The organism is Pseudomonas sp. P4_C1 (genome assembly GCF_056402155.1).
In genome coordinates this window covers 1-21,395 of the sequence record NZ_JBFUHY010000064.1, presented here as the reverse complement: position 1 = coordinate 21,395, position 21,395 = coordinate 1, and the positions used below count along the sequence as shown (strand labels likewise).

Genomic DNA, 21,395 nt, shown 5'->3' with positions numbered 1-21,395 from the left:
GCTTAATTCATCCAGCCCTTGACCCAATCCATCACCGACTCAGCAGGGTTTTCACCACCACAAGCGGCGCCGGGAGGCGGTTCGCTGCCGCGAATATACGGCATCTGCACGGCACCAGGGCAACCAGCGTCAGAACCTTGCCCGGTTCGCGAGTCAACCCAGGCCTGAACGATATTATCCGGTTGCGGCATGTCCAGCGGCAACGGGTCGGCCTTGCGCATGAAGCTGGTCCAGACCTGCAAGGCCCCGGTGGCGCCGGTGAATGGCGTCTTGCCGTTGTCATCGCGACCCAGCCAGACCACCGCCAGCAAGTCCTGGCTGAAACCGGCAAACCAACTGTCCCGCGAGTCGTTACTGGTGCCGGTTTTACCCGCCAGGGTCAGGGTCCTTGGCAACACGCTGTAAACCGAGCTGCCGGTGCCTTCACGCATCACCCGCTGCATGGCGCTCTGGATCAGGTAAATGGAGGCAGGATCGAAACGTTGCTGAATCTGGAACGGATAACGCTTGAGCGGCTCGCCCTCGGCAGTCAGCACGCTTCGAATCCCGCGCATTGGCGTATTGAAGCCGCCGTTGGCGAGGGTCTGGTACATGGTTGCCACTTCGATGGGCGTCATGCCGCCCGCGCCGAGCAGCATCGACGGGAAGGCCGGGAACTCACGAGACACCCCCAGGCGCTCCACCGTTTTCAGGACGTTCGGCACACCGACCGCCAAACCAAGCCGCGCGGTCGACAGGTTGTAGGAATGCGCCAGGCCTTGATAGAGGAAGACCGTACCGTGGGAGCGACGATCGTAGTTCTGCGGCTTCCAGACCTGACCGTCCGCCCCCTTGACCGAGAAGGATTCGTCCGACAGCCAGCTGGTCAATGTGTACTGGCTTGGTTTCTCCAGCGCAGTCAGATACACCGCCGGCTTGATCAGCGAGCCGATTGGCCGCACAGCGTCCAGCGCCCGGTTGAACCCGGCAAAACTGGCCTGGCGACTGCCGATCATGGCCTGCACCTCACCGGTCTCCGGGTTGGTCACGACCATTGCCGCTTCAACGTCATCGGAACCCTTGCGCCCCGCCAGACGCTTGAAGGTGTCGTTGACCGACGCTTCAGCCTTCATCTGCAGGATCGGGTCGAAACTGGTGAAGATGCGCAGACCTTCTTCGGTCAAGTCTTCGTCGCGATAGTCTTGGCGCAACTGACGCTTGACCAGATCGAGGAAGCCAGGGAACGAGCTGTCCGCCAGACTGCCGCGCTTGGTCACGCCCAGTGGCATTTTCTTCGCTGCCTCAACCTGCTCGGCAGTCGCGACGCCCTGCTCTTGCAGCACATCGAGTACCAGGTTGCGCCGTTCAAGGGCACGCTCCGGATAACGACGCGGGTTATAGGCAGAAGGCCCTTTGACCATGCCCACCAGCAGTGCGACTTGATGTAGCTTGAGCTCGGCCAGCGGCTGGCTGAAAAAGAACTGGCTGGCCAGACCGAAACCGTGCACCGCGCGCTGGCCGTCCTGCCCGATGAACACTTCGTTGAGGTAAGCCTCAAGGATTTCGGGCTTGTCGTAATGCACCTCAAGCAGCAGCGCCATCATCGCTTCGGTGAGTTTGCGGCTCAGGCTGCGTTCGTTGGTCAGGTAGAAGTTTTTCACCAACTGCTGAGTCAGGGTACTGCCACCCTGACGCATGCGACCGGACGAACCGTTGACCCAGATAGCACGGGCGATCGACTTCGGCGAAACGCCAAAGTGATGGTAAAAATCACGATCCTCGACCGCCACCAGGGTGTCGAGCAAATACGGCGGCACCTGATCGATCTTGATCAGGATCCGGTCTTCGAGGTTTTTCGGGTACAAGCCACCGATCAACAGTGGTTCCAGACGCACCACCGAAAGCGTCGAACCTTTGGCGCCCGACAATTCAGCCACGTAATCGCCGGAGAAACGCACCCGTACCGGTTGCGCTTGTTCCATACCTTCGTAGAACTGGAAGCCACGGGTATTCAGATCAACGGTATTGCCGTTGACCGACGCCACCCCCGGACCATTGGCCACGCTTTCACGGCGATAGCCCAGGGCATCGAGTTCGGTCAGAAAATCATCCCTGCTCAGCTTTTGTCCGACAAACAGCTCGAGCGGACGCGCGTAAACCTTGGCCGGAATGGTCCAGCGCTTGCCGGAGAACTTCTCCTGGACGATTGCATCAAGGTAAACGGCGAATCCGGCCAGCACCACAAGGGCGACCAGACTGAGTTTAATGGCCCAGCCCAGCCACGGGCGCAGGCCCCTGGAGGGTGGTTTTTTCGGGGTGCGGGGAGTTCGAGTACGAGTCATGGCGGCGGATTATACGCACTTTATTCATCCTCAACAGGAGCGCTCCGAGGTTTGCGTCAAGCGGACTTGCAGCCATAATGACGGCCTTGAATTTCCCAGACTCTGAAGGATCGCCTGTGAGCCAGTCCCTGATCGCTGCCCTGCAAAACCCTGCCCTCTACCCGCACCCTGTAGACGGATTCCAGGTCATCGAGACCCATATTTCCTGGGTACTGCTCACTGGTCCCTATGCCTATAAAGTGAAGAAGCCGGTCAATTTCGGCTTTCTCGACTTCACCAGCCTTGAGGCTCGCGAACACTTTTGCGCCGAAGAACTGCGCCTGAACCAGCGTCTGACCGACGATTTGTACCTCGAAGTGCTGSCCGTCACCGGCAGTGCCGAGGCTCCGCAACTGGGGGGTGAAGGCCCGGCCATTGAATATGTACTGAAGATGCGCCAGTTCCCGCAAAACGGCTTGCTCAGCACCCTTCAAGCCAATGGCGAACTGACCACCGCGCACATCGACGAGATGGCCGAGCAAATCGCCCGCTTCCACCTCAGCGCACCGAAAGTGCCGGCCGGGCACGAAGCTGGYACYCCGGACAGCGTCATGGCGCCGGTGCGGCAGAACTTCGAACAGATTCGTCCGTTCCTCAGCGACAAAGCCGATCTGCTGCAACTCGACGCCCTGCAAGCCTGGGCCGAAAGCAGCTTCGAACGCCTCAAACCGTTGTTCGCCCAGCGCAAGGCCGAAGGCTTCATTCGTGAATGCCACGGTGATATCCACTTGGGTAACGCAACCGTGATCGACGGCAAGGTCGTGATCTTCGACTGCATCGAATTCAACGAACCGTTTCGCTTTACCGACGTTTATGCCGACACCGGCTTCCTGGCGATGGACCTGGAAGATCGCGGCCTGAAGTGCCTGGCGCGCCGTTTCATCAGCCAGTACCTGGAGCTGACCGGTGACTATCGCGGCCTCGAACTGCTGAACTTCTATAAAGCCTACCGCGCACTGGTTCGCGCCAAGGTTGCCCTGTTCAGCATGCCGGCCGACGCCACTGCGGTGCAACGCGCCACAACCCTGCGCCAGTACCGCAACTACGCCAACCTGGCGGAAAGCTACAGCACCATTCCTTCGCGTTTCATGGCCATTACCCACGGTGTTTCCGCCGTCGGCAAGAGCCATGTCGCCATGCGTCTGGTCGAAGCCCTGGGCGCGATTCGCCTGCGCTCCGATGTCGAACGCAAACGTCTGTTTGGCGAGCAAACCGTCGAGAATGACGTACAGGCCGGCATCTATAGTGCCGACGCCAGCGCGGCGACCTATGCCCGCCTGCATGAAATCGCCGACATCATCCTGCGTGCGGGCTTCCCGGTGGTGGTCGACGCCACTTACCTCAAGCGTGATCAGCGTGAGAGTGCCGCGAAGGTTGCCGAAGCCACAGGCGCACCCTTCCTGATCCTCGATTGCAATGCGCCACAGGCCGTGATCGAGAGTTGGCTGGCCGTGCGTCAGGCAGACAAGAAAGACCCGTCCGATGCCACCCTGGCTGTTATCGCAGCCCAGCAAGCCAGCCGTGAAGCGCTGACGCCCGCAGAAATCCTCTGCAGCAAGCGCGTCCAGACCAATGAAAGCGGGACGCTCGATACCGTTGTCGCGCAAATTCGCCAGCGCCTGCCAGGCCTGTAAGAAACTATTTCAGTCGTGAGGCCCGCACTGGCTTCACGACTGTCAAATAGTGGCACTATACTGGCGTCATAAAACCATCAGGTGATGCGACATGAGCCAGCCGAAACTTCTCGACACACCGCTTTATGCCCTGCTGCACAAAGACGACATCAGAGGCTTCAACAGTGAACGTCCCAAGGATGGCCCCATCGACATGGCGGGTGGAGATTTCCGAGGGCTGGACCTGCGCGAACTGAATGCCGACGGTGTGGATTTCAGCAACGCCTACTTCCGTTCCGCCGACTTGCGCGGCATTGATTTCAGCAAAGCGAACCTGGAAGGCGCGAGCCTGGCCCACGCGCAAATCTCCGGAGCCTACTTTCCCGTGGAACTCAGCGCTGACGAAATCCTGATGTCGATGAACTTCGGCACGCGATTGCGTTATCGCACTCGCTGACCACGTCGCTGACTGACACGTCCAGCGCCCCTCGCTGCGCTGGACTGAGGGTTGCTCACCCGTAATTCCTGATTATTCCCCACTTCTTCCTCCCGCGTTCGCGGACATTTCACACTCTGCCAATACTCGTTTCTTAGAAGCGTTTGCGTCGAAAACGAGCAAACAATCACGCGTTTCCTACTGATGGCTACACTCCTCAGAAGATTGCCCACGCTCTCCATTCGGCCATCGCAAGGAGGCTTGATGAATGATGAACTGCAACACCTGAAGAATCTTGGCAAGACGTCAGCGCAATGGCTGCATGCCGTGGGCATCCATAGCGCGTCGGACTTGCGTCGCCTCGGGGCGGTGGATGCTTATCGGGCCGTGCGCACGCGCGGTTTTCGGGCGTCCAAGGTGTTGTTGTACGCAATTGAAGGCGCCCTGATGGACGTTCACTGGAACGACATTCCTGCCGAGCGCAAGGAAGCGCTGAACAAACAACTGGAAGCCATCTCTACACGCCACAAGATTTGATCCGACAAATATTTCTGAAGCTTTGCAACCTGAAACCCAATGATTACGGGGCCTGCAGACGCAAATCCGGAAAATCGCAAAGAATTCGAAAAACAGCGATTGACTTGGTAATGAGAATCGATATGATTATCACAACTGGTCGCGAGACTGGTCGATATTCTGAAAAGCCCTTGGTTCGGACTCTCGGATTATCTCCTCATCAGGCTAATCACGGTTATTTGACCCGGCTCTTGCCGGGTCTTTTTTTGCCTGAGGAAAAGTACCGACAGGGTCAGGCGCAGCTTCCTTCAAAGGATTCCACGGGCGAGGCAGCCATTTGATAGCATTCAACCCTCAAGCTTGGACATATCCGGTCACGAGCAGCGGGACCGAGGACAGACATGAAGTTGCTTTGCGCAGGTGCCGAGCTGGTCAATGACAGCAGCCGCGGGTTCGACATCGACGGCCAAAAGTTTTTTGCGGTGCGCCGTAGCGGGCAGGTTTATGTCTACATCAATCGCTGCCCGCACCGGGGCGTTGCCCTTGAGTGGCATCCCGACCAGTTTCTCGACCCCAGCAACAGCCTGATCCAGTGCGCCACCCATGGCGCACTGTTCCTGATCGAAGACGGTGAATGCGTCGCCGGCCCTTGCGCGGGGCAAGCCTTGACCGGCGTGGCCTGCCGCGAGGATGAACAGGGGATCTGGATCAGCCTTTAACCACCCGGTAACACGTCCAGACGCCGGTCGACCAACATTTCTTCGTGGCTCAACCGCACACCGTAAGCCAATACCTCGACCCCGCAGGCGATAGCCTCACGCAAGGCCTGAGCATAAGCCGCATCGATTTCCTGCGCCGGACGCACGGCCTCGATGTCGGTCAGGCAAACACAGTACAACTGCACCGCGCGAATACCGTCCCTGGCCAAATGCGCCAGCTCCCGCAGATGCTTGGCGCCACGCTGGGTGACCGCATCGGGAAACGCCGCCACCGCCGTACCGTCGAAGCCCAGGGTCACGCTTTTGACTTCGACGTAGGCAGGCCCTTCGGGGTAATCGAGGCGGAAATCGATACGACTGTTTTCCTGACCATAAGCCACTTCGCGCTTGAGCCCGGTAAAACCGTTCAGTTCGGTGATGACGCCCGCTCGCAGCGCCTCTTCGATCAAACCATTGGCGCGGGCGGTGTTCACGCAAAACAGCCGCCCTTGCGGGGTTTCACCGACCTCCCAGGTGCCTGGCAACTTGCGTTTCGGGTCGTTTGAGCGACTGAACCAGACCTGCCCGCCTTCGACCTGACAATTGAGCATCGAGCCAGTGTTCGGGCAGTGAATGGTCAGCAATTCGCCGCCAACGGTTTCGATATCGGCAAGAAAACGCTTGTAACGTCGGATCAGGCGCCCTTCTTCAAGGGGAGGATGAAAACGCATCAGCCTTGCCAGCTCCGCAACCCACGGGCAATTCGCTCGACCGCCTCCTGCAAACGCTCGAGATTTTGCGTATAGGCGAACCGCACATGATGCCCGGCCTGATAACGCCCGAAATCCAGCCCCGGGGTGAATGCCACATGTTCGGTTTCGAGAAAATGTTTACAGAACGCGAAGGCATCGCCACCGAACTTGCTGATATCGGCGTACAAGTAGAAAGCCCCTTCCGGCTCCACGGCAATGCCGAAGCCCAATTCACGCAAGGCCGGCAGCAGGTAATCCCGACGCCGGCCAAATTCTGCGCGGCGCTCTTCCAGAATGCTGATGGTTGCCGGTTCGAAACAAGCCAGTGCAGCGTACTGCGCCATGCTTGGAGCGCTGATGTAGAGATTCTGGGCGAGCTTTTCCAGCTCACCGACGGCCGCGTCGGGGGCCACCAGCCATCCCAGCCGCCAACCGGTCATCCCGAAGTACTTCGAAAAACTGTTCAGAACGAATGCACTGTCGTCGACTTCCAGCACGCTGGCCGCATCGGTGCCGTAGGTCAGGCCATGATAAATCTCGTCGACCACCAGATGACCGTGGCGTGCCTTGATCGCGACAGACAGCTTCGCCAGCTCGTCGCGGGTCAGGATCGTGCCGGTCGGATTGGCCGGCGACGCGACCAATGCACCGACGCTGTCGTGGTCCCAATGACGCTCGATCAGGCCAGGCGTCAATTGATAACGCACATCCGGACCGACTGGCACCAACTGTGCCGCGCCTTCGACCAATCGCAGGAAATGCCGGTTACACGGGTAGCCCGGGTCCGCCAGCAGCCAGTGTTTACCGGGGTCGACCAGCAAAGCGCTGGCCAGCAGCAGCGCGCCGGAGCCGCCCGGCGTGATGAGGATGCGCCGCGGGTCGATGTTCAAACCGTAACGCTGCTGATAAAAGCCCGAAATGGCCTCACGCAGCTCCGGGATGCCGCGCGCGGCGGTGTAGCGGGTCCGCCCTGCCGTCAGGGCAGCTTGGCCGGCCTGGATGATCGGTTCGGCGGTGGTGAAGTCCGGCTCGCCGATTTCCAGGTGGATCACATCGTGGCCGGCTGCCTGCAATTCATTGGCCCGCGCCAACAGCGCCATGACATGGAAAGGTTCGATCGCGCGACTGCGGGCACTGTAGGGCTGAGCCATTGGCCTTCCTTCAACGGAGAAAAAACCGATTCTACCCAAGCGCAGGAACGAGCGAGAACCTAAAGCGGTCAGAGGCCTTGTAACCCCGATCACAAACGACTCAAGCACGCGCGCAAGGTTTGACTAAAATCAATAATTGAGCAGGGTTCCAGAGCCACCAGACAACGGTTTGTCATCATTTGCAAGCAGCATGTGCCGCGAGCTCGACATCCGGGAGTAGCGCGGCCCGAGTTGATCTGGTAAGTTCGCCCGCTTGCAGCCGCAGGGCCGGCAAGTGCCGGTGATGGAGCAATCCTGCGCAGATGGATTACAAGAGTAGAGGCGGTCTATTTCATGTCCACCCAAGCAAAGCAGCAAAACCAGGCGATCAGCGGCTTCGAGCCCTATGTTCAGAAAGCCGGTGAAGAATACATGGGCGAGCCCATGCGCAAGCACTTCACCAAGGTCCTGAATCAGTGGAAAAAAGAGCTGATGGAAGGTGTCGACAAGACCGTGGACCACATGAAGGACGAAGCGGCCAACTTTCCTGATCCGGCAGACCGTGCCAGCCAGGAAGAGGAATTCGCCCTCGAACTGCGTGCCCGCGATCGTGAACGCAAGTTGATCAAGAAGATCGACAAGACACTTCAGCTGATCGAAGACGAAGAGTACGGCTGGTGTGAATCCTGCGGCATCGAGATCGGCGTCAAGCGCCTCGAAGCGCGTCCTACCGCCGACCTGTGCATCGACTGCAAGACCCTGGCGGAAATCAAGGAAAAGCAAGTCGGCAAATAATTTGCGACTTGAACGAAGAACGGAGCGTGCGAACGCTCCGTTTTTGTTTCTGATGTTTTTTTGGCTTTAAATGCATCCATGACCGCCAACACCCCCTACATCGGGCGCTTCGCCCCCACCCCCAGCGGCCACCTGCACTTCGGCTCGCTGGTCGCCGCACTGGCCTCGTACCTCGACGCACGCTCAGTCGGCGGACGCTGGCTGATGCGCATGGAAGACCTTGATCCGCCCCGCGAGGAACCCGGCGCCCAGGCGGCCATTCTCAAGGCTCTGGAAAGCYATGGCTTCGAGTGGGATGGCGATCTGGTTCGTCAAAGCGAGCGGCACGATGCCTACGCCGAGGTGCTCGATCGCCTGTTCAATCACGGCCTGGCCTACGCCTGCACCTGTTCGCGCAAACAGCTGGAGCCCTATCACGGGATTTATCCGGGGCTGTGCCGCAATGCCGGCCATGGCACCGACGATGCCGCCATCCGCCTGCGTGTTCCGGAGCTGGAGTACCACTTCATCGACCGGGTGCAAGGCGAATACCGTCAGCATCTGGGCCGGGAAGTCGGCGACTTCGTGATTCGCCGCCGCGATGGCCTCTACGCCTATCAATTGGCCGTGGTCCTGGACGATGCCTGGCAGGGCATCACCGATATTGTTCGAGGTGCCGACCTGCTGGACTCCACGCCCCGCCAGCTCTACCTGCAAGAGTTGCTCGGCCTGCCGCAGCCGCGTTATCTGCATATCCCGCTGATTACCCAGCCCGATGGCAATAAACTCGGTAAATCCTATCGTTCGCCGCCGTTGACCGAGGATCAGGCAACGCCCCTGTTGCTGCGGGCGCTGCGCGCGCTGGGACAGAACCCGGGAACCGAACTGGCGTACGCCACGCCACGGGAAGTGCTGAACTGGGGCATTGCCCACTGGGATGCCGCGTTGATCCCGCGCACACTGAGCCTGCCCGAGGCACAGCTATTGTGATCGCACTTGCAGTGGCGCGCCCATCCGTTACCATCGCCGCACGTTTTCGGGCACGCGCATAAAAAAGAGAGGCCGGGATGTACATCTATCGCTTGGTCCTGCTTTTGGTAGTGGGGATTTACCTGTTTTCCCCGGCCATCATGGATTGGTGGATCGACGCCACTGGCGCCTGGTATCGCCCGTATCTGCTCTGGCTGATTCTGATCGTCGTGACCTTCATCCTGCAGAGCCAAAAAGATGCCGATGAGCTTTAGCCTGACCCAGATGATCCTGATCAGCGCCGCGTACCTGGCGGTGCTGTTCGGTGTGGCCTGGATCAGTGAACGGGGCATGATCCCCAGGGCGATCATTCGCCACCCGCTGACCTACACCCTGTCACTGGGCGTCTACGCCAGTGCCTGGGCGTTTTACGGCACCGTGGGCCTGGCCTATCAGTACGGCTACGGCTTTCTGTCCAGCTACCTGGGCGTTTCCGGGGCATTTCTGCTGGCGCCGGTGTTGCTCTACCCGATCCTGAAGATCACCCGTACCTATCAACTGTCGTCTTTGGCCGACCTGTTTGCCTTCCGCTTCCGCAGCACCTGGGCCGGAGCGCTGACCACGATCTTCATGCTGGTCGGTGTATTGCCGTTGCTGGCCTTGCAGATTCAGGCGGTCGCCGACTCCATCGGTATCCTCACTCGCGAGCCGGTGCAGAATCGCGTGGCCCTGAGCTTCTGCGCATTGATTACGCTGTTCACGATTTTCTTCGGCTCCCGCCACATCGCCACCCGCGAAAAGCATGAAGGCCTGGTGTTCGCGATTGCGTTCGAATCGGTGATCAAGCTGATCGCCCTCGGCGGTGTCGGACTGTATGCGCTTTACGGCGTGTTCGACGGCCCGCAACAGCTTGAGCTGTGGCTGCTGCAAAACCAGACCGCCCTCGCCGCCCTCCACACGCCTTTGCAGGAAGGCCCGTGGCGTACGCTGTTGCTGGTGTTCTTCGCCTCGGCCATCGTGATGCCGCACATGTATCACATGACCTTTACCGAGAACCTCAACCCGCGTTCGCTGGTCAGTGCGAGCTGGGGCCTGCCGCTGTTCCTGCTGCTGATGAGCCTGGCGGTGCCGCTGATTCTCTGGGCCGGACTGAAGCTCGGCGCTACCACCAATCCGGAATACTTCACCCTGGGCATCGGTATCGCCGCCAACAGCAAGGCGCTGGCGTTGCTGGCGTATGTCGGCGGGCTGTCCGCTGCCAGCGGCCTGATCATCGTCACCACGCTGGCGCTGTCCGGGATGGCCTTGAACCACCTGGTGCTGCCGCTGTATCAACCACCGGCCGAAGGCAACATCTACCGCTGGCTGAAGTGGACCCGCCGGGCACTGATCGTCGCGATCATCATGGCCGGCTACGGCTTCTACCTGATGCTCGGTGCCGACCAGGACCTGGCCAACCTCGGCATTGTCGCGTTCGTCGCCACGTTGCAGTTCCTGCCGGGCGTGCTCTCGGTCCTGTATTGGCCGACCGCCAACCGTCGCGGCTTCATCGCCGGTTTGCTGGCGGGAATCCTGGTGTGGCTGGTGACCATGTTGTTGCCGCTGGTCGGCAACCTGCAAGGCTTCTACATTCCGCTGCTGAACATGATCTACGTGCTGGACGACACCAGCTGGCACATGGCGGCAATTGCCTCGCTGGCGGCCAACGTGCTGATGTTCACCCTGATCTCGCTGTTCACCAATGCCAGCACCGAAGAGGCCAGCGCAGCCGAAGCCTGTGCCGTGGATAACGTGCGCCGCCCGCAACGCCGGGAACTGCACGCCGCCTCGCCCCAGGAGTTCGCTACACAGCTGGCAAAACCCTTGGGTGCCAAGGCTGCGCAGAAAGAAGTGGAACAGGCCCTGCGCGATCTCTATCTGCCCTTCGACGAGCGTCGACCGTATGCCCTGCGCCGCTTGCGTGACCGCATCGAGGCCAACCTCTCCGGCCTGATGGGCCCGAGTGTGGCCCAGGACATGGTCGAAACCTTCTTGCCCTACAAGGCCGGCGGCGAAAACTACGTCACCGAAGACATTCACTTCATCGAAAGTCGTCTCGAGGATTACCACTCGCGCCTGACCGGCCTGGCCGCCGAACTCGATGCCCTGCGCCGCTATCACCGCCAAACCCTGCAGGAATTGCCGATGGGCGTTTGCTCGCTGGCCAAGGACCAGGAAATCCTCATGTGGAACAAGGCCATGGAGGAACTCACCGGCATCGCCGCGCAGCGCGTGGTCGGTTCGCGACTGAGCACCATTGCCGATCCATGGAAAGAACTGCTGCAAGGCTTCATCAATCTGCCGGACGAACACTTGCACAAGCAACACCTGGCCCTCGACGGCCAGACCCGCTGGCTGAACCTGCACAAAGCGGCGATCGACGAACCCCTGGCACCAGGCAACAGTGGCCTGGTGCTGCTGGTGGAAGACTTGACCGAAACCCAGATGCTCGAGGACAAACTGGTGCACTCCGAGCGTCTGGCCAGCATCGGTCGACTGGCGGCCGGCGTGGCCCATGAAATCGGCAACCCGATCACCGGTATCGCGTGCCTGGCGCAGAACCTGCGCGAAGAACGTGAAGAAGACGGCGAGCTGAAGGAAATCAGCGGCCAGATCCTCGAGCAGACCAAACGCGTGTCGCGCATCGTCCAGTCGCTGATGAGCTTTGCCCATGCCGGCAGCCATCAGCACAGCGACGAGCCCGTCTGTCTGGCCGAAGTGGCTCAGGATGCCATCGGCCTGCTGGCCCTGAACCGACGCAATTTCGAAGTGCAGTTCTACAACCTGTGCGACCCCGAACACTGGGTCGAAGGCGACCCGCAACGGCTCGCCCAGGTATTGATCAATCTGCTTTCAAACGCCCGTGACGCCTCGCCTCCCGGCAGTGCGGTACGGGTCAAGAGCGAAGCCGGCGAACACACGGTCGATCTGATCGTGGAAGACGAAGGCAGCGGTATTCCGTCGAGCATCATGGACCGATTGTTCGAACCTTTCTTCACCACCAAGGACCCTGGCGAAGGCACCGGTCTGGGCCTTGCACTGGTCTATTCCATCGTTGAAGAGCATTATGGACAAATCACCATCGACAGCCCGGCTGATGTTCAAAGCCAACGCGGCACCCGAATCAGGGTTACTTTGCCGCGTCATGTCGAAGCGACGTCCGCTGTGAACTGAGACCGTCGAGAGTATCGAATCAATGCCGCACATTTTGATCGTCGAAGACGAAACCATTATCCGCTCCGCCTTGCGCCGCCTGCTGGAACGTAACCAGTACCAGGTCAGCGAAGCCGGATCAGTGCAGGAAGCACAAGAACGCTTCACCATTCCCTCGTTCGATCTGATCATCAGTGACCTGCGCCTGCCGGGCGCGCCTGGCACGGAGCTGATCAAGCTCGCCCAGGGCACGCCGGTGCTGATCATGACCAGCTATGCCAGCCTGCGCTCGGCGGTCGATTCGATGAAAATGGGCGCGGTGGACTACATTGCCAAGCCATTCGACCATGACGAAATGCTGCAAGCCGCCGCACGAATCCTGCGTGACCGACAAACGGTACAAGCCGGCGGTGAAGCCGTTGCCGGCAAAACCGCCAACGGCGCGGCAAAATCCGGTACCGACAACAGCAACGGTGAAATCGGCATTATCGGCTCGTGCCCACCGATGCAGGACCTGTACGGCAAGATCCGCAAAGTGGCACCGACCGACTCCAACGTTCTGATCCAGGGCGAATCGGGTACCGGTAAAGAACTGGTGGCGCGTGCCCTGCACAACCTGTCCAAACGCGCCAAGGCACCGATGATTTCGGTGAACTGCGCGGCCATTCCGGAAAGCCTGATCGAGTCCGAACTGTTCGGCCACGAAAAAGGCGCATTCACCGGCGCCAGCGCCGGGCGCGCCGGCCTGGTGGAAGCGGCGGACGGCGGCACCTTGTTCCTCGACGAAATCGGTGAACTGCCACTGGAAGCCCAGGCTCGCCTGCTGCGCGTATTGCAGGAAGGCGAAATTCGTCGCGTGGGCTCGGTGCAGTCGCAAAAAGTCGATGTGCGCCTGATCGCCGCGACTCACCGCGACCTCAAGAGCCTGGCGAAGATCGGCCAGTTCCGCGAAGACTTGTATTATCGCCTCCACGTTATCGCGCTGAAGCTCCCAGCCCTGCGTGAACGCGGTGCGGACGTCAACGAAATCGCCAACGCCTTCCTGGCGCGGCAAAGTGCGCGAATCAACCGCACCGACCTGAAGTTCGCCGCGGATGCCGAGCAAGCCATTCGTCACTACTCCTGGCCGGGCAACGTTCGTGAACTGGAAAACGCCGTCGAGCGCGCCGTTATCCTGTGCGAAAGCCCGGAAATTTCCGCCGAGCTGCTGGGCATCGACATCGAACTGGGCGACCTGGAAGACGACGAGTTCATTGGCCTGCCCCCACAACAGGGCAATGGCAATGCCAGTAACAGCAACCACGAGCCGACCGAAGACCTCTCCCTGGAAGACTACTTCCAGCATTTCGTACTCGAGCATCAGGACCACATGACCGAAACCGAGCTGGCCCGCAAACTCGGGGTCAGCCGCAAATGCCTGTGGGAGCGCCGTCAGCGCCTGGGCATCCCGCGGCGCAAGACCGGGGTGGCCAGCGAAAGCTGAACCGTACCTGTCTCATGTGCGGGTAACACGTGACTTTCTGAAAAAACTGTTACCTCAGCTTTTTCACGTAACAGAAGCCGGGGCTTACGGTAACGAAGCCCCGGCTTTTTTTGGCCCTCGAAATGCCTACCGACCGGTCTAACCCCTTGTTTTATTGGGTTTCGCAAAAGTTGGCACGCACCCTGCTATATGTTTGGTACAAGAACAATAACAAGCAATGCACAAGACAATAAAAATAAGACGAATCGACTCACGCACAATAAAAACAAGACGGCGAGAGGCGCAGCTAACTGATTCTTTTGGAGAGGCGTTGTATTTGGGGCTTGCCCCACGACCAGGCCGAGAACAACAAAAAGCTGTCTTAAGACAGAGCCTGTACTGGTTGGATCGAAAGATCACTGCAATTCAGCGACCAAAGCAATCCGTTTGCTCTTGGCTCCCGATTGGGAGGGTCATGAAGGAAAGCTTCATGACGAGGGCACTCAACAAAAACAAGAAGCCCGAAACCAAAAATAAAAATAGAGCATGCAACTACTTCTTGGGGAGCTTCGGCTCCCCTTGTGGTTTCTGCGATTCCAGAATCTGCGCACCTGCTTACCGTAGGAGCGAGCTGGCTCGCGATGGTCGTGAACGATAACGCGTAAAACCAGACACCCCGCACCGCTCTTGCGCTTTTCGCGAGCAAGCTCGCTCCTACAGCTCATATCTGCTGTGTCCTACACCATCCCCCGACTAAATGCTAGAATCCCCGCCCATCATGCGGTCATTCTTCTGTTATGGCCGAATATTCCTTCAAACAGTGCATCCCATGCTGAAGAAGCTGTTCCAGTCATTCCGTTCTCCCAAGCGTCCTACGCAACACATTCGCAGCACGCCTGAAGTGCTTAACAGCGGCCAACATTCGCTGCAAAAGGCGCAATTCAGCCGTTACGCGGTGAATATCGTTGAACGCCTGCAGAGCGCCGGTTATCAGGCTTACCTGGTTGGCGGCTGCGTGCGCGACATGCTGCTGGGTATCACACCGAAAGATTTCGACGTTGCCACCAGCGCCACACCCGAGCAGGTGCGGGCCGAATTCCGTAACGCGCGAATCATCGGGCGCCGATTCAAACTGGTGCACATCCACTTCGGCCGCGAAATCATCGAAGTCGCGACCTTCCGCGCCAATCACCCGCAGAACGAAGACGAGGAAGACAGCAATCAGTCTTCGCGCAACGAAAGCGGGCGCATCTTGCGCGATAACGTCTATGGCACCCTGGAAGAGGACGCGCAACGTCGCGACTTCACCATCAATGCCTTGTATTACGATCCGGTCAGCGAACGCATCCTCGACTACGCCAACGGCGTACACGACATCCGCAATCACCTGATCCGCCTGATCGGCGATCCGACGCAACGCTACCAGGAAGACCCGGTACGGATGCTGCGGGCCGTGCGTTTCGCCGCAAAGCTGAACTTCGGCATCGAAAAACACAGCGCCCTGCCGATCCGCGGCCTGGCACCAATGCTGCGCGAGATTCCGTCGGCCCGCCTGTTCGAAGAGGTGCTCAAGCTGTTCCTCTCCGGTCATGCCGCCGATACGTTTGAAATGCTGGTCGACCTGCAGTTGTTCGATCCACTGTTCCCGGCCAGCGCCGAAGCACTGGAATACAACCCGACGTACACCCACACCCTGATCAGCGAAGCCCTGATCAACACCGACCTGCGGATCAAGCAGAACAAACCGGTCACCCCGGCTTTCCTGTTTGCAGCCCTGCTCTGGCCTGCCCTGCCGGCCCGCGTCCTGCGCCTGCAGGAGCGTGGCATGCCGCCGATTCCGGCGATGCAGGAAGCGGCGCACGAGCTGATTGCCGAACAGTGCCAGCGGATCGCGATTCCGAAGCGTTTCACCATGCCGATCCGCGAGATCTGGGACATGCAGGAACGCCTGCCGCGCCGCAGCGGCAAGCGTGCCGATCTGTTGCTGGACAATCCGCGCTTCCGTGCCGGCTACGACTTCCTGTTGCTACGCGAAAGCGCCGGCGAGCAGACCGATGGCCTGGGCGAATGGTGGACGGACTACCAGGACGCCAACGAAAGCGAGCGCCGTGACATGATTCGCGACCTCAGCGGCAAGGACGAAGGCACCGGCGCCCCGCGCAAACGCCGCCGCAGCGGTGGTTCCAAACGCAAACGCGCTGCCGGCGCCTCGAGTACCACGGGCGAGTAATCCATGGAACGCATCTACATCGGCATGGGCAGCAACCTGGCTGACCCCGCCGAACAATTGCGCAGCGCCGTCGAGGCGCTGGCGCACTTGCCGCAAACGGCGCTGGTTGGGGTTTCCGCTTTTTATCAAAGCGACTCGCTGCTACCCGGACAACCGCGCTACACCAATGCGGTGGCTGCTCTCGACAGCACGCTGGAAGCGCTGGATTTGCTCGATGCCTTGCAGGCCATCGAAAACGGCCAGGGTCGCGAGCGCCTTGAGCGCTGGGGGCCGCGCACGCTGGACCTTGACATCTTGCTGTTCGGTAATCGCCTGATCGACGAACCGCGCCTCAAGGTTCCCCATTACCATATGCAGGAACGAGCCTTCGTGTTGTATCCGCTGGCGGAACTGGCCCCTGCGGATCTGCACCTGGCCGATGGCCGGACCTTGGCCGAACTGCTCAAGGCATGCCCGTTCGTCGGCCTGGAACGCCTGCCCCAAAATTGACCAAAATCCCCTGTAGGAGCGAGCCTGCTCGCGATAGCGGTCTGTCAGCGAATGAAATGCTGACTGACACACTGCCATCGCGAGCAGGCTCGCTCCTACAGGGGATCTTGGGCCAGACACAAGATCTGCTGCTGAATCGCATCAGTTACCCCGGTAACACCCCACCCGTAACAATGCGGTAACACACGCAATTGACTTCCCTCGTTCTCCTCACGACTATAGGCGTCCCGCTGCCGCCTACACGGCGTTCAAGGGCGCAATCCAGGCCTTAAAAGCACGACAAAAGAGCGTGCGCCTGTATTTAACGAAGAATCACGCGCGTTACTCGCAGTAGTTTCCACAGCGCCTGAATGAGGAACTTTTCATGCCAGCCATCACCCTGACCACCCTGCAAGGTCTGAAGCAAAAAGGTGAAAAGATCACCATGCTGACCTGCTACGACGCGACCTTCGCCCACGCCTGCAATCAGGCTGGTGTCGAAGTGCTGCTGGTGGGCGACTCCCTCGGCATGGTTTTGCAGGGCCACGACAGCACCTTGCCTGTCACCACCTCCGAAATGGCTTACCACGTGGCTGCCGTCAAACGCGGTAACAGCGATGCCTTGATCCTCGCCGACCTGCCATTCATGGCCTACGCCACCACCGAGCAAGCCATGACCAACAGCGCGCTGTTGATGCAGGCCGGCGCGCATATGGTGAAGGTTGAAGGGGCGTTGTGGCTGGCCGATTCGATCCGCCTGCTGGCCGAACGCGGTATCCCTGTTTGCGCGCACATGGGCCTGACGCCGCAATCGGTGAACATCCTTGGCGGCTACAAGGTCCAGGGTCGCAATGAAAACCAGGCCCGGCAGATGCGTGCCGACGCGATTTCCCTGGAACAGGCTGGTGCGGCAATGTTGCTGCTCGAGTGCGTCCCGAGCGAACTGGCAGAAGAAATCACCCAGGCGGTGAAGATACCGGTGATTGGTATTGGCGCCGGCAATCGCACCGATGGCCAGGTGCTGGTTCTGCACGACATGCTGGGGCTGTCCATTACCGGCCGCTTGCCAAAATTCGTAAAAAACTTCATGACTGGCCAGACCAGCATTGAAGATGCGTTGAATGCCTACGTGACTGAAGTCAAAGCGGCGACCTTCCCTGGGATCGAACACGGATTCTCTGCATGAACACCGTAAAAACCGTACGCGAACTGCGGGCCGCCGTGGCCCGTGCCCGTAGCGAAGGCAAGCGCATCGCCTTTGTGCCAACCATGGGCAACCTGCACAGCGGCCACGTTGCCCTGGTGACCAAAGCCTCCCAACGGGCAGATTTCGTGGTTGCGAGCATTTTCGTCAATCCGCTGCAATTCGGTGCTGGCGAAGACCTCGACAAGTACCCGCGCACCCTCGCCGCCGACCAGGAAAAACTGCTCCAGGCCGGTTGCCATTTGTTGTTCGCGCCAACCGTCGAGGAGATGTATCCCGGCGGAATGACCGGCCAGACCCGCGTCAGTGTCCCGCAATTGTCCGAAGGCCTGTGCGGCGCCAGCCGGCCGGGGCATTTCGAAGGCGTGGCGACGGTTGTCAGCAAGCTGTTCAACATGGTCCAGCCGGACCTGGCGATTTTCGGCGAGAAAGACTTTCAGCAACTGGCGGTGATTCGCGCGCTGGTTCATGACCTGAACATGCCGATCCAGATCATCGGTGAGCCGACCGTACGGGCGGCCGATGGCTTGGCGCTGTCGTCGCGCAACGGCTTCCTCAACGAAGAGCAACGCGCTGTGGCACCGGTGGTCTACCGCACGCTGAAAGCGATCGGCGAGGCGATCAGGCAGGGCGAACGCGACTACCCGGCGCTGATCGGCACGCAGATCAAACAGCTCGAAACAGCCGGCCTGCGCCCTGACTATCTGGAAATTCGCCATGCCCTGACTTTGCGCCCGGCGACGGCGCAGGATCGTGACCTGGTGATTCTGGTGGCGGCGTTCCTGGGTACGACGCGGTTGATCGACAACCTGCACCTGAACCTCGACGCGCCCCTCTAGACACTAAAAAACCTGTGGGAGCGAGCCTGCTCCGGGCGGCGTTCCGACGATGGCGTACTAACAGTCACTGAAAATGCTGAATGTCATGCCCTCATCGCGAGCAAGCTCGTTCCCACAGGGGTTCTGCTGCGCCCACATATAACGCATTGCCCCCACAAACCCTTCGGGCCATTTTGCCCGCCGACCTGGGAAATACTCATGCACGCCATCATGCTCAAAGCCAAGCTGCATCGCGCCGAAGTCACCCACGCTGTACTCGATTACGAAGGCTCCTGCGCCATCGACGGTGAATGGCTGGACCTTTCCGGCATCCGCGAGTACGAACAAATCCAGATCTACAACGTCGACAACGGCGAGCGCTTCACCACCTACGCCATCCGTGGCGAAGAAGGTTCGCGCATGATCTCGGTCAATGGCGCCGCGGCGCACAAGGCCAAGGTCGGCGATCGCGTGATCATCTGCGCTTACGCTCATTACAGCGAAGCCGAACTGCTCAACTTCAAGCCGCGCATGCTCTACATGGCACCGGGCAATGAACTGAGCCACACCAGCAACGCCATTCCGGTCCAGGTCGCCTGATCCGAGTCCTGACTCTTCCGTTTGTCGGACCGTTCCTAACTTTGGTGTTAAAAAAGTACCGGAAACAGGTCAGACAAAGGCAAGACAGATCATTGCGCGGGGTTTACTGTATCCGCCCTGCGCCATGAAATCGTGTCGACGCAGTTGACCGGAACGCCCACCCACAGCGCTCCGGGGTTTTTAGTGTTCAAAAGGCCGTTCAAGTAATAAGGAAACCCGCAGCGATGGCGTATTACCGCACTCCTCACGACGTTACCGCTCTGCCTGCCTGGCAAGCGTTGAATGACCACCGCCAAGCCATGCAGGATTTCAGCATGCGCGAAGCCTTCAATGCCGATCCGCAGCGTTTTACTCAATTCACCCTCAGCAGCTGCGGCCTGTTTCTCGACTATTCGAAAAACCTGATCAACGCCGAGACCCGCAATCTGCTGGTGGGCCTGGCCAACGAAGTCGACCTCAAGGGCGCGATCAAATCGCTGTTCGATGGCGAAATCGTCAACTCTTCCGAAGGCCGTCCGGCCCTGCACACGGCCCTGCGCCGCCCGGTTGGCGACAAGCTGTCGGTCAACGGCGTCAACGTGATGCCCGAAGTGCACAAGGTGCTGAACCAGATCACCGATCTCGTGGGCCGTATCCACGACGGTCTGTGGCGTGGTTACACCGAGAAGCCGATCACCGATGTGGTCAACATCGGCATCGGCGGTTCCTTCCTCGGCCCGGAGCTGGTGTCCGAAGCGCTGCTGTCCTACGCCCAGAAAGGCGTGCGTTGCCATTACCTGGCGAACATCGACGGCAGCGAGTTCCACGAACTGACCATGAAGCTGCGCGCCGAAACCACGCTGTTCATCGTCTCGTCGAAATCCTTCAACACCCTCGAAACCCTGAAGAACGCCCAGGCCGCCCGTGCCTGGTACCTGGCTCAGGGTGGTTCGGAAGCCGAGTTGTATCGTCACTTCATCGCGGTATCGAGCAACAACGCCGCCGCGGTAGCGTTCGGCATCCGTGAAGAGAACATCTTCCCGATGTGGGACTGGGTCGGCGGGCGCTACTCGCTGTGGTCGGCCATCGGTTTACCGATTGCCCTGGCCATCGGGATGTCCAACTTCAAGGAATTGCTGTCCGGTGCCTATACCATGGACCAGCACTTCCAGAGCGCGCCGTTCGAACAGAACATGCCGGTGCTGCTGGCCTTGCTCGGCGTGTGGTACGGCAACTTCTGGGGCGCCCAAAGCCACGCGATCCTGCCGTACGACCACTACCTGCGTAACATCACCAAGCACCTGCAACAGCTGGACATGGAATCCAACGGCAAGAGCGTACGCCAGGACGGCAAGCCTGTGTCCACTGACACCGGGCCGGTGATCTGGGGCGGCGTCGGCTGCAACGGTCAGCACGCCTACCACCAGTTGCTGCACCAGGGCACCCAGTTGATCCCGGCCGACTTCATCGTGCCGATCGTCAGCTTCAACCCGGTGTCCGACCACCACCAGTGGCTGTACGCCAACTGCCTGTCGCAGAGCCAGGCGCTGATGCTCGGCAAGACCCTGGCCGAGGCCGAAACCGAGCTGCGCGACAAAGGCATGAGTGAGGCCGAAGTGCACAAACTCGCGCCGCACAAGGTGATCCCGGGCAACCGTCCGAGTAACACCCTGGTGGTCGAGCGCATCAGCCCGCGTCGCCTCGGCGCACTGGTGGCGATGTACGAGCACAAAGTCTTCGTGCAAAGCGTGATCTGGGGCATCAACGCCTTCGACCAGTGGGGAGTGGAGCTGGGCAAGGAGCTGGGCAAAGGCGTCTACAACCGCCTGGTCGGCAGCGAAGAAACCCCGGCCGAGGACGCCTCGACCCAAGGGCTGATCAACTACTTCCGCGGTCGTCACCGCGGGTGACTTGACGGCACAGCCCACAGACTTTGGATCAAACCCAAAGTCTGTGGGCAAAACAATTCCCTAATGAAATGGCTACCCCCGCCGCCCCCTGTGATCGACCACTAAGCTTTCACAGGGGGCTTATCGGAGATCATTGCCATGAGCAAAGTAGCTATTGCCGCCATCGATCTGGGAAAACACACCTTTCATCTACATGCACAGGATGATCGTGGTCACGAGCTGTACCGAAAAAAATTCAATCGGGTAACGCTCATGCAGCACCTGGCAAATCTCGAGCCCTGCAC

General features: G+C 59.7%; 18 protein-coding genes and 1 pseudogene. 16 read left to right on the top strand and 3 right to left on the bottom strand.

Annotated elements, in window-relative coordinates; translation table 11 throughout:
• Positions 1-2 precede the first annotated feature (2 nt).
• Entirely contained in the window at positions 3-2,321 is a 2,319-nt protein-coding gene (gene mrcB / locus AC1DU9_RS23540) for a penicillin-binding protein 1B (RefSeq protein ID WP_223463692.1), read from the bottom strand.
• A 116-nt stretch (positions 2,322-2,437) separates the two neighbouring features.
• On the opposite strand from mrcB, the gene AC1DU9_RS23535 reads away from it, so the two are divergent.
• From AC1DU9_RS23535 to AC1DU9_RS23520, 4 genes are all read left to right on the top strand, one after another.
• A complete protein-coding gene (locus tag AC1DU9_RS23535) occupies positions 2,438-3,994 on the top strand; it encodes a bifunctional aminoglycoside phosphotransferase/ATP-binding protein (RefSeq protein ID WP_477810861.1) in 1,557 nt (518 codons plus the stop codon).
• A gap of 91 nt (positions 3,995-4,085) precedes the next feature.
• Positions 4,086-4,430, top strand: a complete 345-nt coding sequence (locus tag AC1DU9_RS23530) for a pentapeptide repeat-containing protein (protein ID WP_007990076.1) — start codon at positions 4,086-4,088, stop codon at positions 4,428-4,430.
• 243 nt (positions 4,431-4,673) lie between these two features.
• Entirely contained in the window at positions 4,674-4,946 is a 273-nt protein-coding gene (locus AC1DU9_RS23525) for a TfoX/Sxy family protein (protein WP_108216473.1), read from the top strand.
• Positions 4,947-5,326: 380 nt separating this feature from the next.
• On the top strand, positions 5,327-5,644 hold the full coding sequence (locus tag AC1DU9_RS23520; protein ID WP_150757718.1) for a Rieske (2Fe-2S) protein: 318 nt from the start codon (positions 5,327-5,329) through the stop codon (positions 5,642-5,644).
• On the opposite strand, the gene sfsA is transcribed toward AC1DU9_RS23520, so the two are convergent.
• Together sfsA and AC1DU9_RS23510 are read right to left on the bottom strand one after the other, a co-directional pair.
• The gene (gene sfsA, locus AC1DU9_RS23515) at positions 5,641-6,354 is read right to left on the bottom strand and encodes a DNA/RNA nuclease SfsA (RefSeq protein WP_150813455.1); all 714 of its coding nucleotides are present in this window, start codon (positions 6,352-6,354) and stop codon (positions 5,641-5,643) included. The genes AC1DU9_RS23520 and sfsA overlap by 4 nt on opposite strands.
• Positions 6,354-7,526 carry a pyridoxal phosphate-dependent aminotransferase gene (locus AC1DU9_RS23510; RefSeq protein WP_223463695.1) on the bottom strand — a complete coding sequence of 391 codons (1,173 nt, stop codon included), beginning with the start codon at positions 7,524-7,526 and terminating at the stop codon, positions 6,354-6,356. Before AC1DU9_RS23510 ends, sfsA begins: the two co-directional genes overlap by 1 nt.
• A 333-nt stretch (positions 7,527-7,859) precedes the next feature.
• Here AC1DU9_RS23510 and dksA point away from each other — a divergent pair, with 333 nt between their 5' ends.
• From dksA to AC1DU9_RS23450, 12 genes and pseudogenes are all read left to right on the top strand, one after another.
• Entirely contained in the window at positions 7,860-8,300 is a 441-nt protein-coding gene (gene dksA, locus AC1DU9_RS23505; protein WP_007971100.1) for an RNA polymerase-binding protein DksA, read from the top strand.
• A gap of 78 nt (positions 8,301-8,378) precedes the next feature.
• Positions 8,379-9,269 (top strand): tRNA glutamyl-Q(34) synthetase GluQRS, encoded by an 891-nt coding sequence (gluQRS, locus tag AC1DU9_RS23500; protein ID WP_477810860.1) that lies wholly within the window; start codon positions 8,379-8,381, stop codon positions 9,267-9,269.
• A gap of 77 nt (positions 9,270-9,346) precedes the next feature.
• A complete protein-coding gene (locus AC1DU9_RS23495) occupies positions 9,347-9,523 on the top strand; it encodes a hypothetical protein (RefSeq protein ID WP_003176118.1) in 177 nt (58 codons plus the stop codon).
• On the top strand, positions 9,507-12,461 hold the full coding sequence (locus AC1DU9_RS23490) for a sensor histidine kinase (protein WP_223463697.1): 2,955 nt from the start codon (positions 9,507-9,509) through the stop codon (positions 12,459-12,461). Before AC1DU9_RS23495 ends, AC1DU9_RS23490 begins: the two co-directional genes overlap by 17 nt.
• A gap of 22 nt (positions 12,462-12,483) precedes the next feature.
• Positions 12,484-13,923, top strand: coding sequence for a sigma-54-dependent transcriptional regulator (locus AC1DU9_RS23485; protein WP_223463698.1), 1,440 nt, complete (start codon positions 12,484-12,486; stop codon positions 13,921-13,923).
• Positions 13,924-14,731: 808 nt separating this feature from the next.
• Positions 14,732-16,132 (top strand): polynucleotide adenylyltransferase PcnB, encoded by a 1,401-nt coding sequence (locus tag AC1DU9_RS23480; RefSeq protein WP_008050165.1) that lies wholly within the window; start codon positions 14,732-14,734, stop codon positions 16,130-16,132.
• A gap of 3 nt (positions 16,133-16,135) precedes the next feature.
• Entirely contained in the window at positions 16,136-16,621 is a 486-nt protein-coding gene (gene folK, locus AC1DU9_RS23475) for a 2-amino-4-hydroxy-6-hydroxymethyldihydropteridine diphosphokinase (RefSeq protein WP_223463699.1), read from the top strand.
• A gap of 364 nt (positions 16,622-16,985) precedes the next feature.
• A complete protein-coding gene (gene panB, locus AC1DU9_RS23470; protein ID WP_223463700.1) occupies positions 16,986-17,786 on the top strand; it encodes a 3-methyl-2-oxobutanoate hydroxymethyltransferase in 801 nt (266 codons plus the stop codon).
• Positions 17,783-18,643, top strand: a complete 861-nt coding sequence (panC, locus tag AC1DU9_RS23465; protein ID WP_223463701.1) for a pantoate--beta-alanine ligase — start codon at positions 17,783-17,785, stop codon at positions 18,641-18,643. Before panB ends, panC begins: the two co-directional genes overlap by 4 nt.
• Before the next feature lie 198 nt (positions 18,644-18,841).
• Positions 18,842-19,222: an aspartate 1-decarboxylase gene (panD, locus tag AC1DU9_RS23460; RefSeq protein WP_003228271.1), complete on the top strand. Its 381-nt coding sequence runs from the start codon at positions 18,842-18,844 to the stop codon at positions 19,220-19,222.
• A gap of 224 nt (positions 19,223-19,446) precedes the next feature.
• Positions 19,447-21,111 carry a glucose-6-phosphate isomerase gene (gene pgi / locus AC1DU9_RS23455; RefSeq protein ID WP_126047578.1) on the top strand — a complete coding sequence of 555 codons (1,665 nt, stop codon included), beginning with the start codon at positions 19,447-19,449 and terminating at the stop codon, positions 21,109-21,111.
• Positions 21,112-21,249: 138 nt separating this feature from the next.
• Positions 21,250-21,395, top strand: a pseudogene (locus AC1DU9_RS23450) (IS110 family transposase); the annotation flags it as partial.

Coding starts and splice junctions, on each gene's coding strand:
- mrcB (WP_223463692.1), bottom strand. CDS start 2,321: ATGACTCGTACTCGAACTCCCCGCACCCCGAAAAAACCACCCTCCAGG.
- AC1DU9_RS23530 (WP_007990076.1), top strand. CDS start 4,086: ATGAGCCAGCCGAAACTTCTCGACACACCGCTTTATGCCCTGCTGCAC.
- AC1DU9_RS23525 (WP_108216473.1), top strand. CDS start 4,674: ATGAATGATGAACTGCAACACCTGAAGAATCTTGGCAAGACGTCAGCG.
- AC1DU9_RS23520 (WP_150757718.1), top strand. CDS start 5,327: ATGAAGTTGCTTTGCGCAGGTGCCGAGCTGGTCAATGACAGCAGCCGC.
- sfsA (WP_150813455.1), bottom strand. CDS start 6,354: ATGCGTTTTCATCCTCCCCTTGAAGAAGGGCGCCTGATCCGACGTTAC.
- AC1DU9_RS23510 (WP_223463695.1), bottom strand. CDS start 7,526: ATGGCTCAGCCCTACAGTGCCCGCAGTCGCGCGATCGAACCTTTCCAT.
- dksA (WP_007971100.1), top strand. CDS start 7,860: ATGTCCACCCAAGCAAAGCAGCAAAACCAGGCGATCAGCGGCTTCGAG.
- AC1DU9_RS23495 (WP_003176118.1), top strand. CDS start 9,347: ATGTACATCTATCGCTTGGTCCTGCTTTTGGTAGTGGGGATTTACCTG.
- AC1DU9_RS23490 (WP_223463697.1), top strand. CDS start 9,507: ATGCCGATGAGCTTTAGCCTGACCCAGATGATCCTGATCAGCGCCGCG.
- AC1DU9_RS23485 (WP_223463698.1), top strand. CDS start 12,484: ATGCCGCACATTTTGATCGTCGAAGACGAAACCATTATCCGCTCCGCC.
- AC1DU9_RS23480 (WP_008050165.1), top strand. CDS start 14,732: ATGCTGAAGAAGCTGTTCCAGTCATTCCGTTCTCCCAAGCGTCCTACG.
- folK (WP_223463699.1), top strand. CDS start 16,136: ATGGAACGCATCTACATCGGCATGGGCAGCAACCTGGCTGACCCCGCC.
- panB (WP_223463700.1), top strand. CDS start 16,986: ATGCCAGCCATCACCCTGACCACCCTGCAAGGTCTGAAGCAAAAAGGT.
- panC (WP_223463701.1), top strand. CDS start 17,783: ATGAACACCGTAAAAACCGTACGCGAACTGCGGGCCGCCGTGGCCCGT.
- panD (WP_003228271.1), top strand. CDS start 18,842: ATGCACGCCATCATGCTCAAAGCCAAGCTGCATCGCGCCGAAGTCACC.
- pgi (WP_126047578.1), top strand. CDS start 19,447: ATGGCGTATTACCGCACTCCTCACGACGTTACCGCTCTGCCTGCCTGG.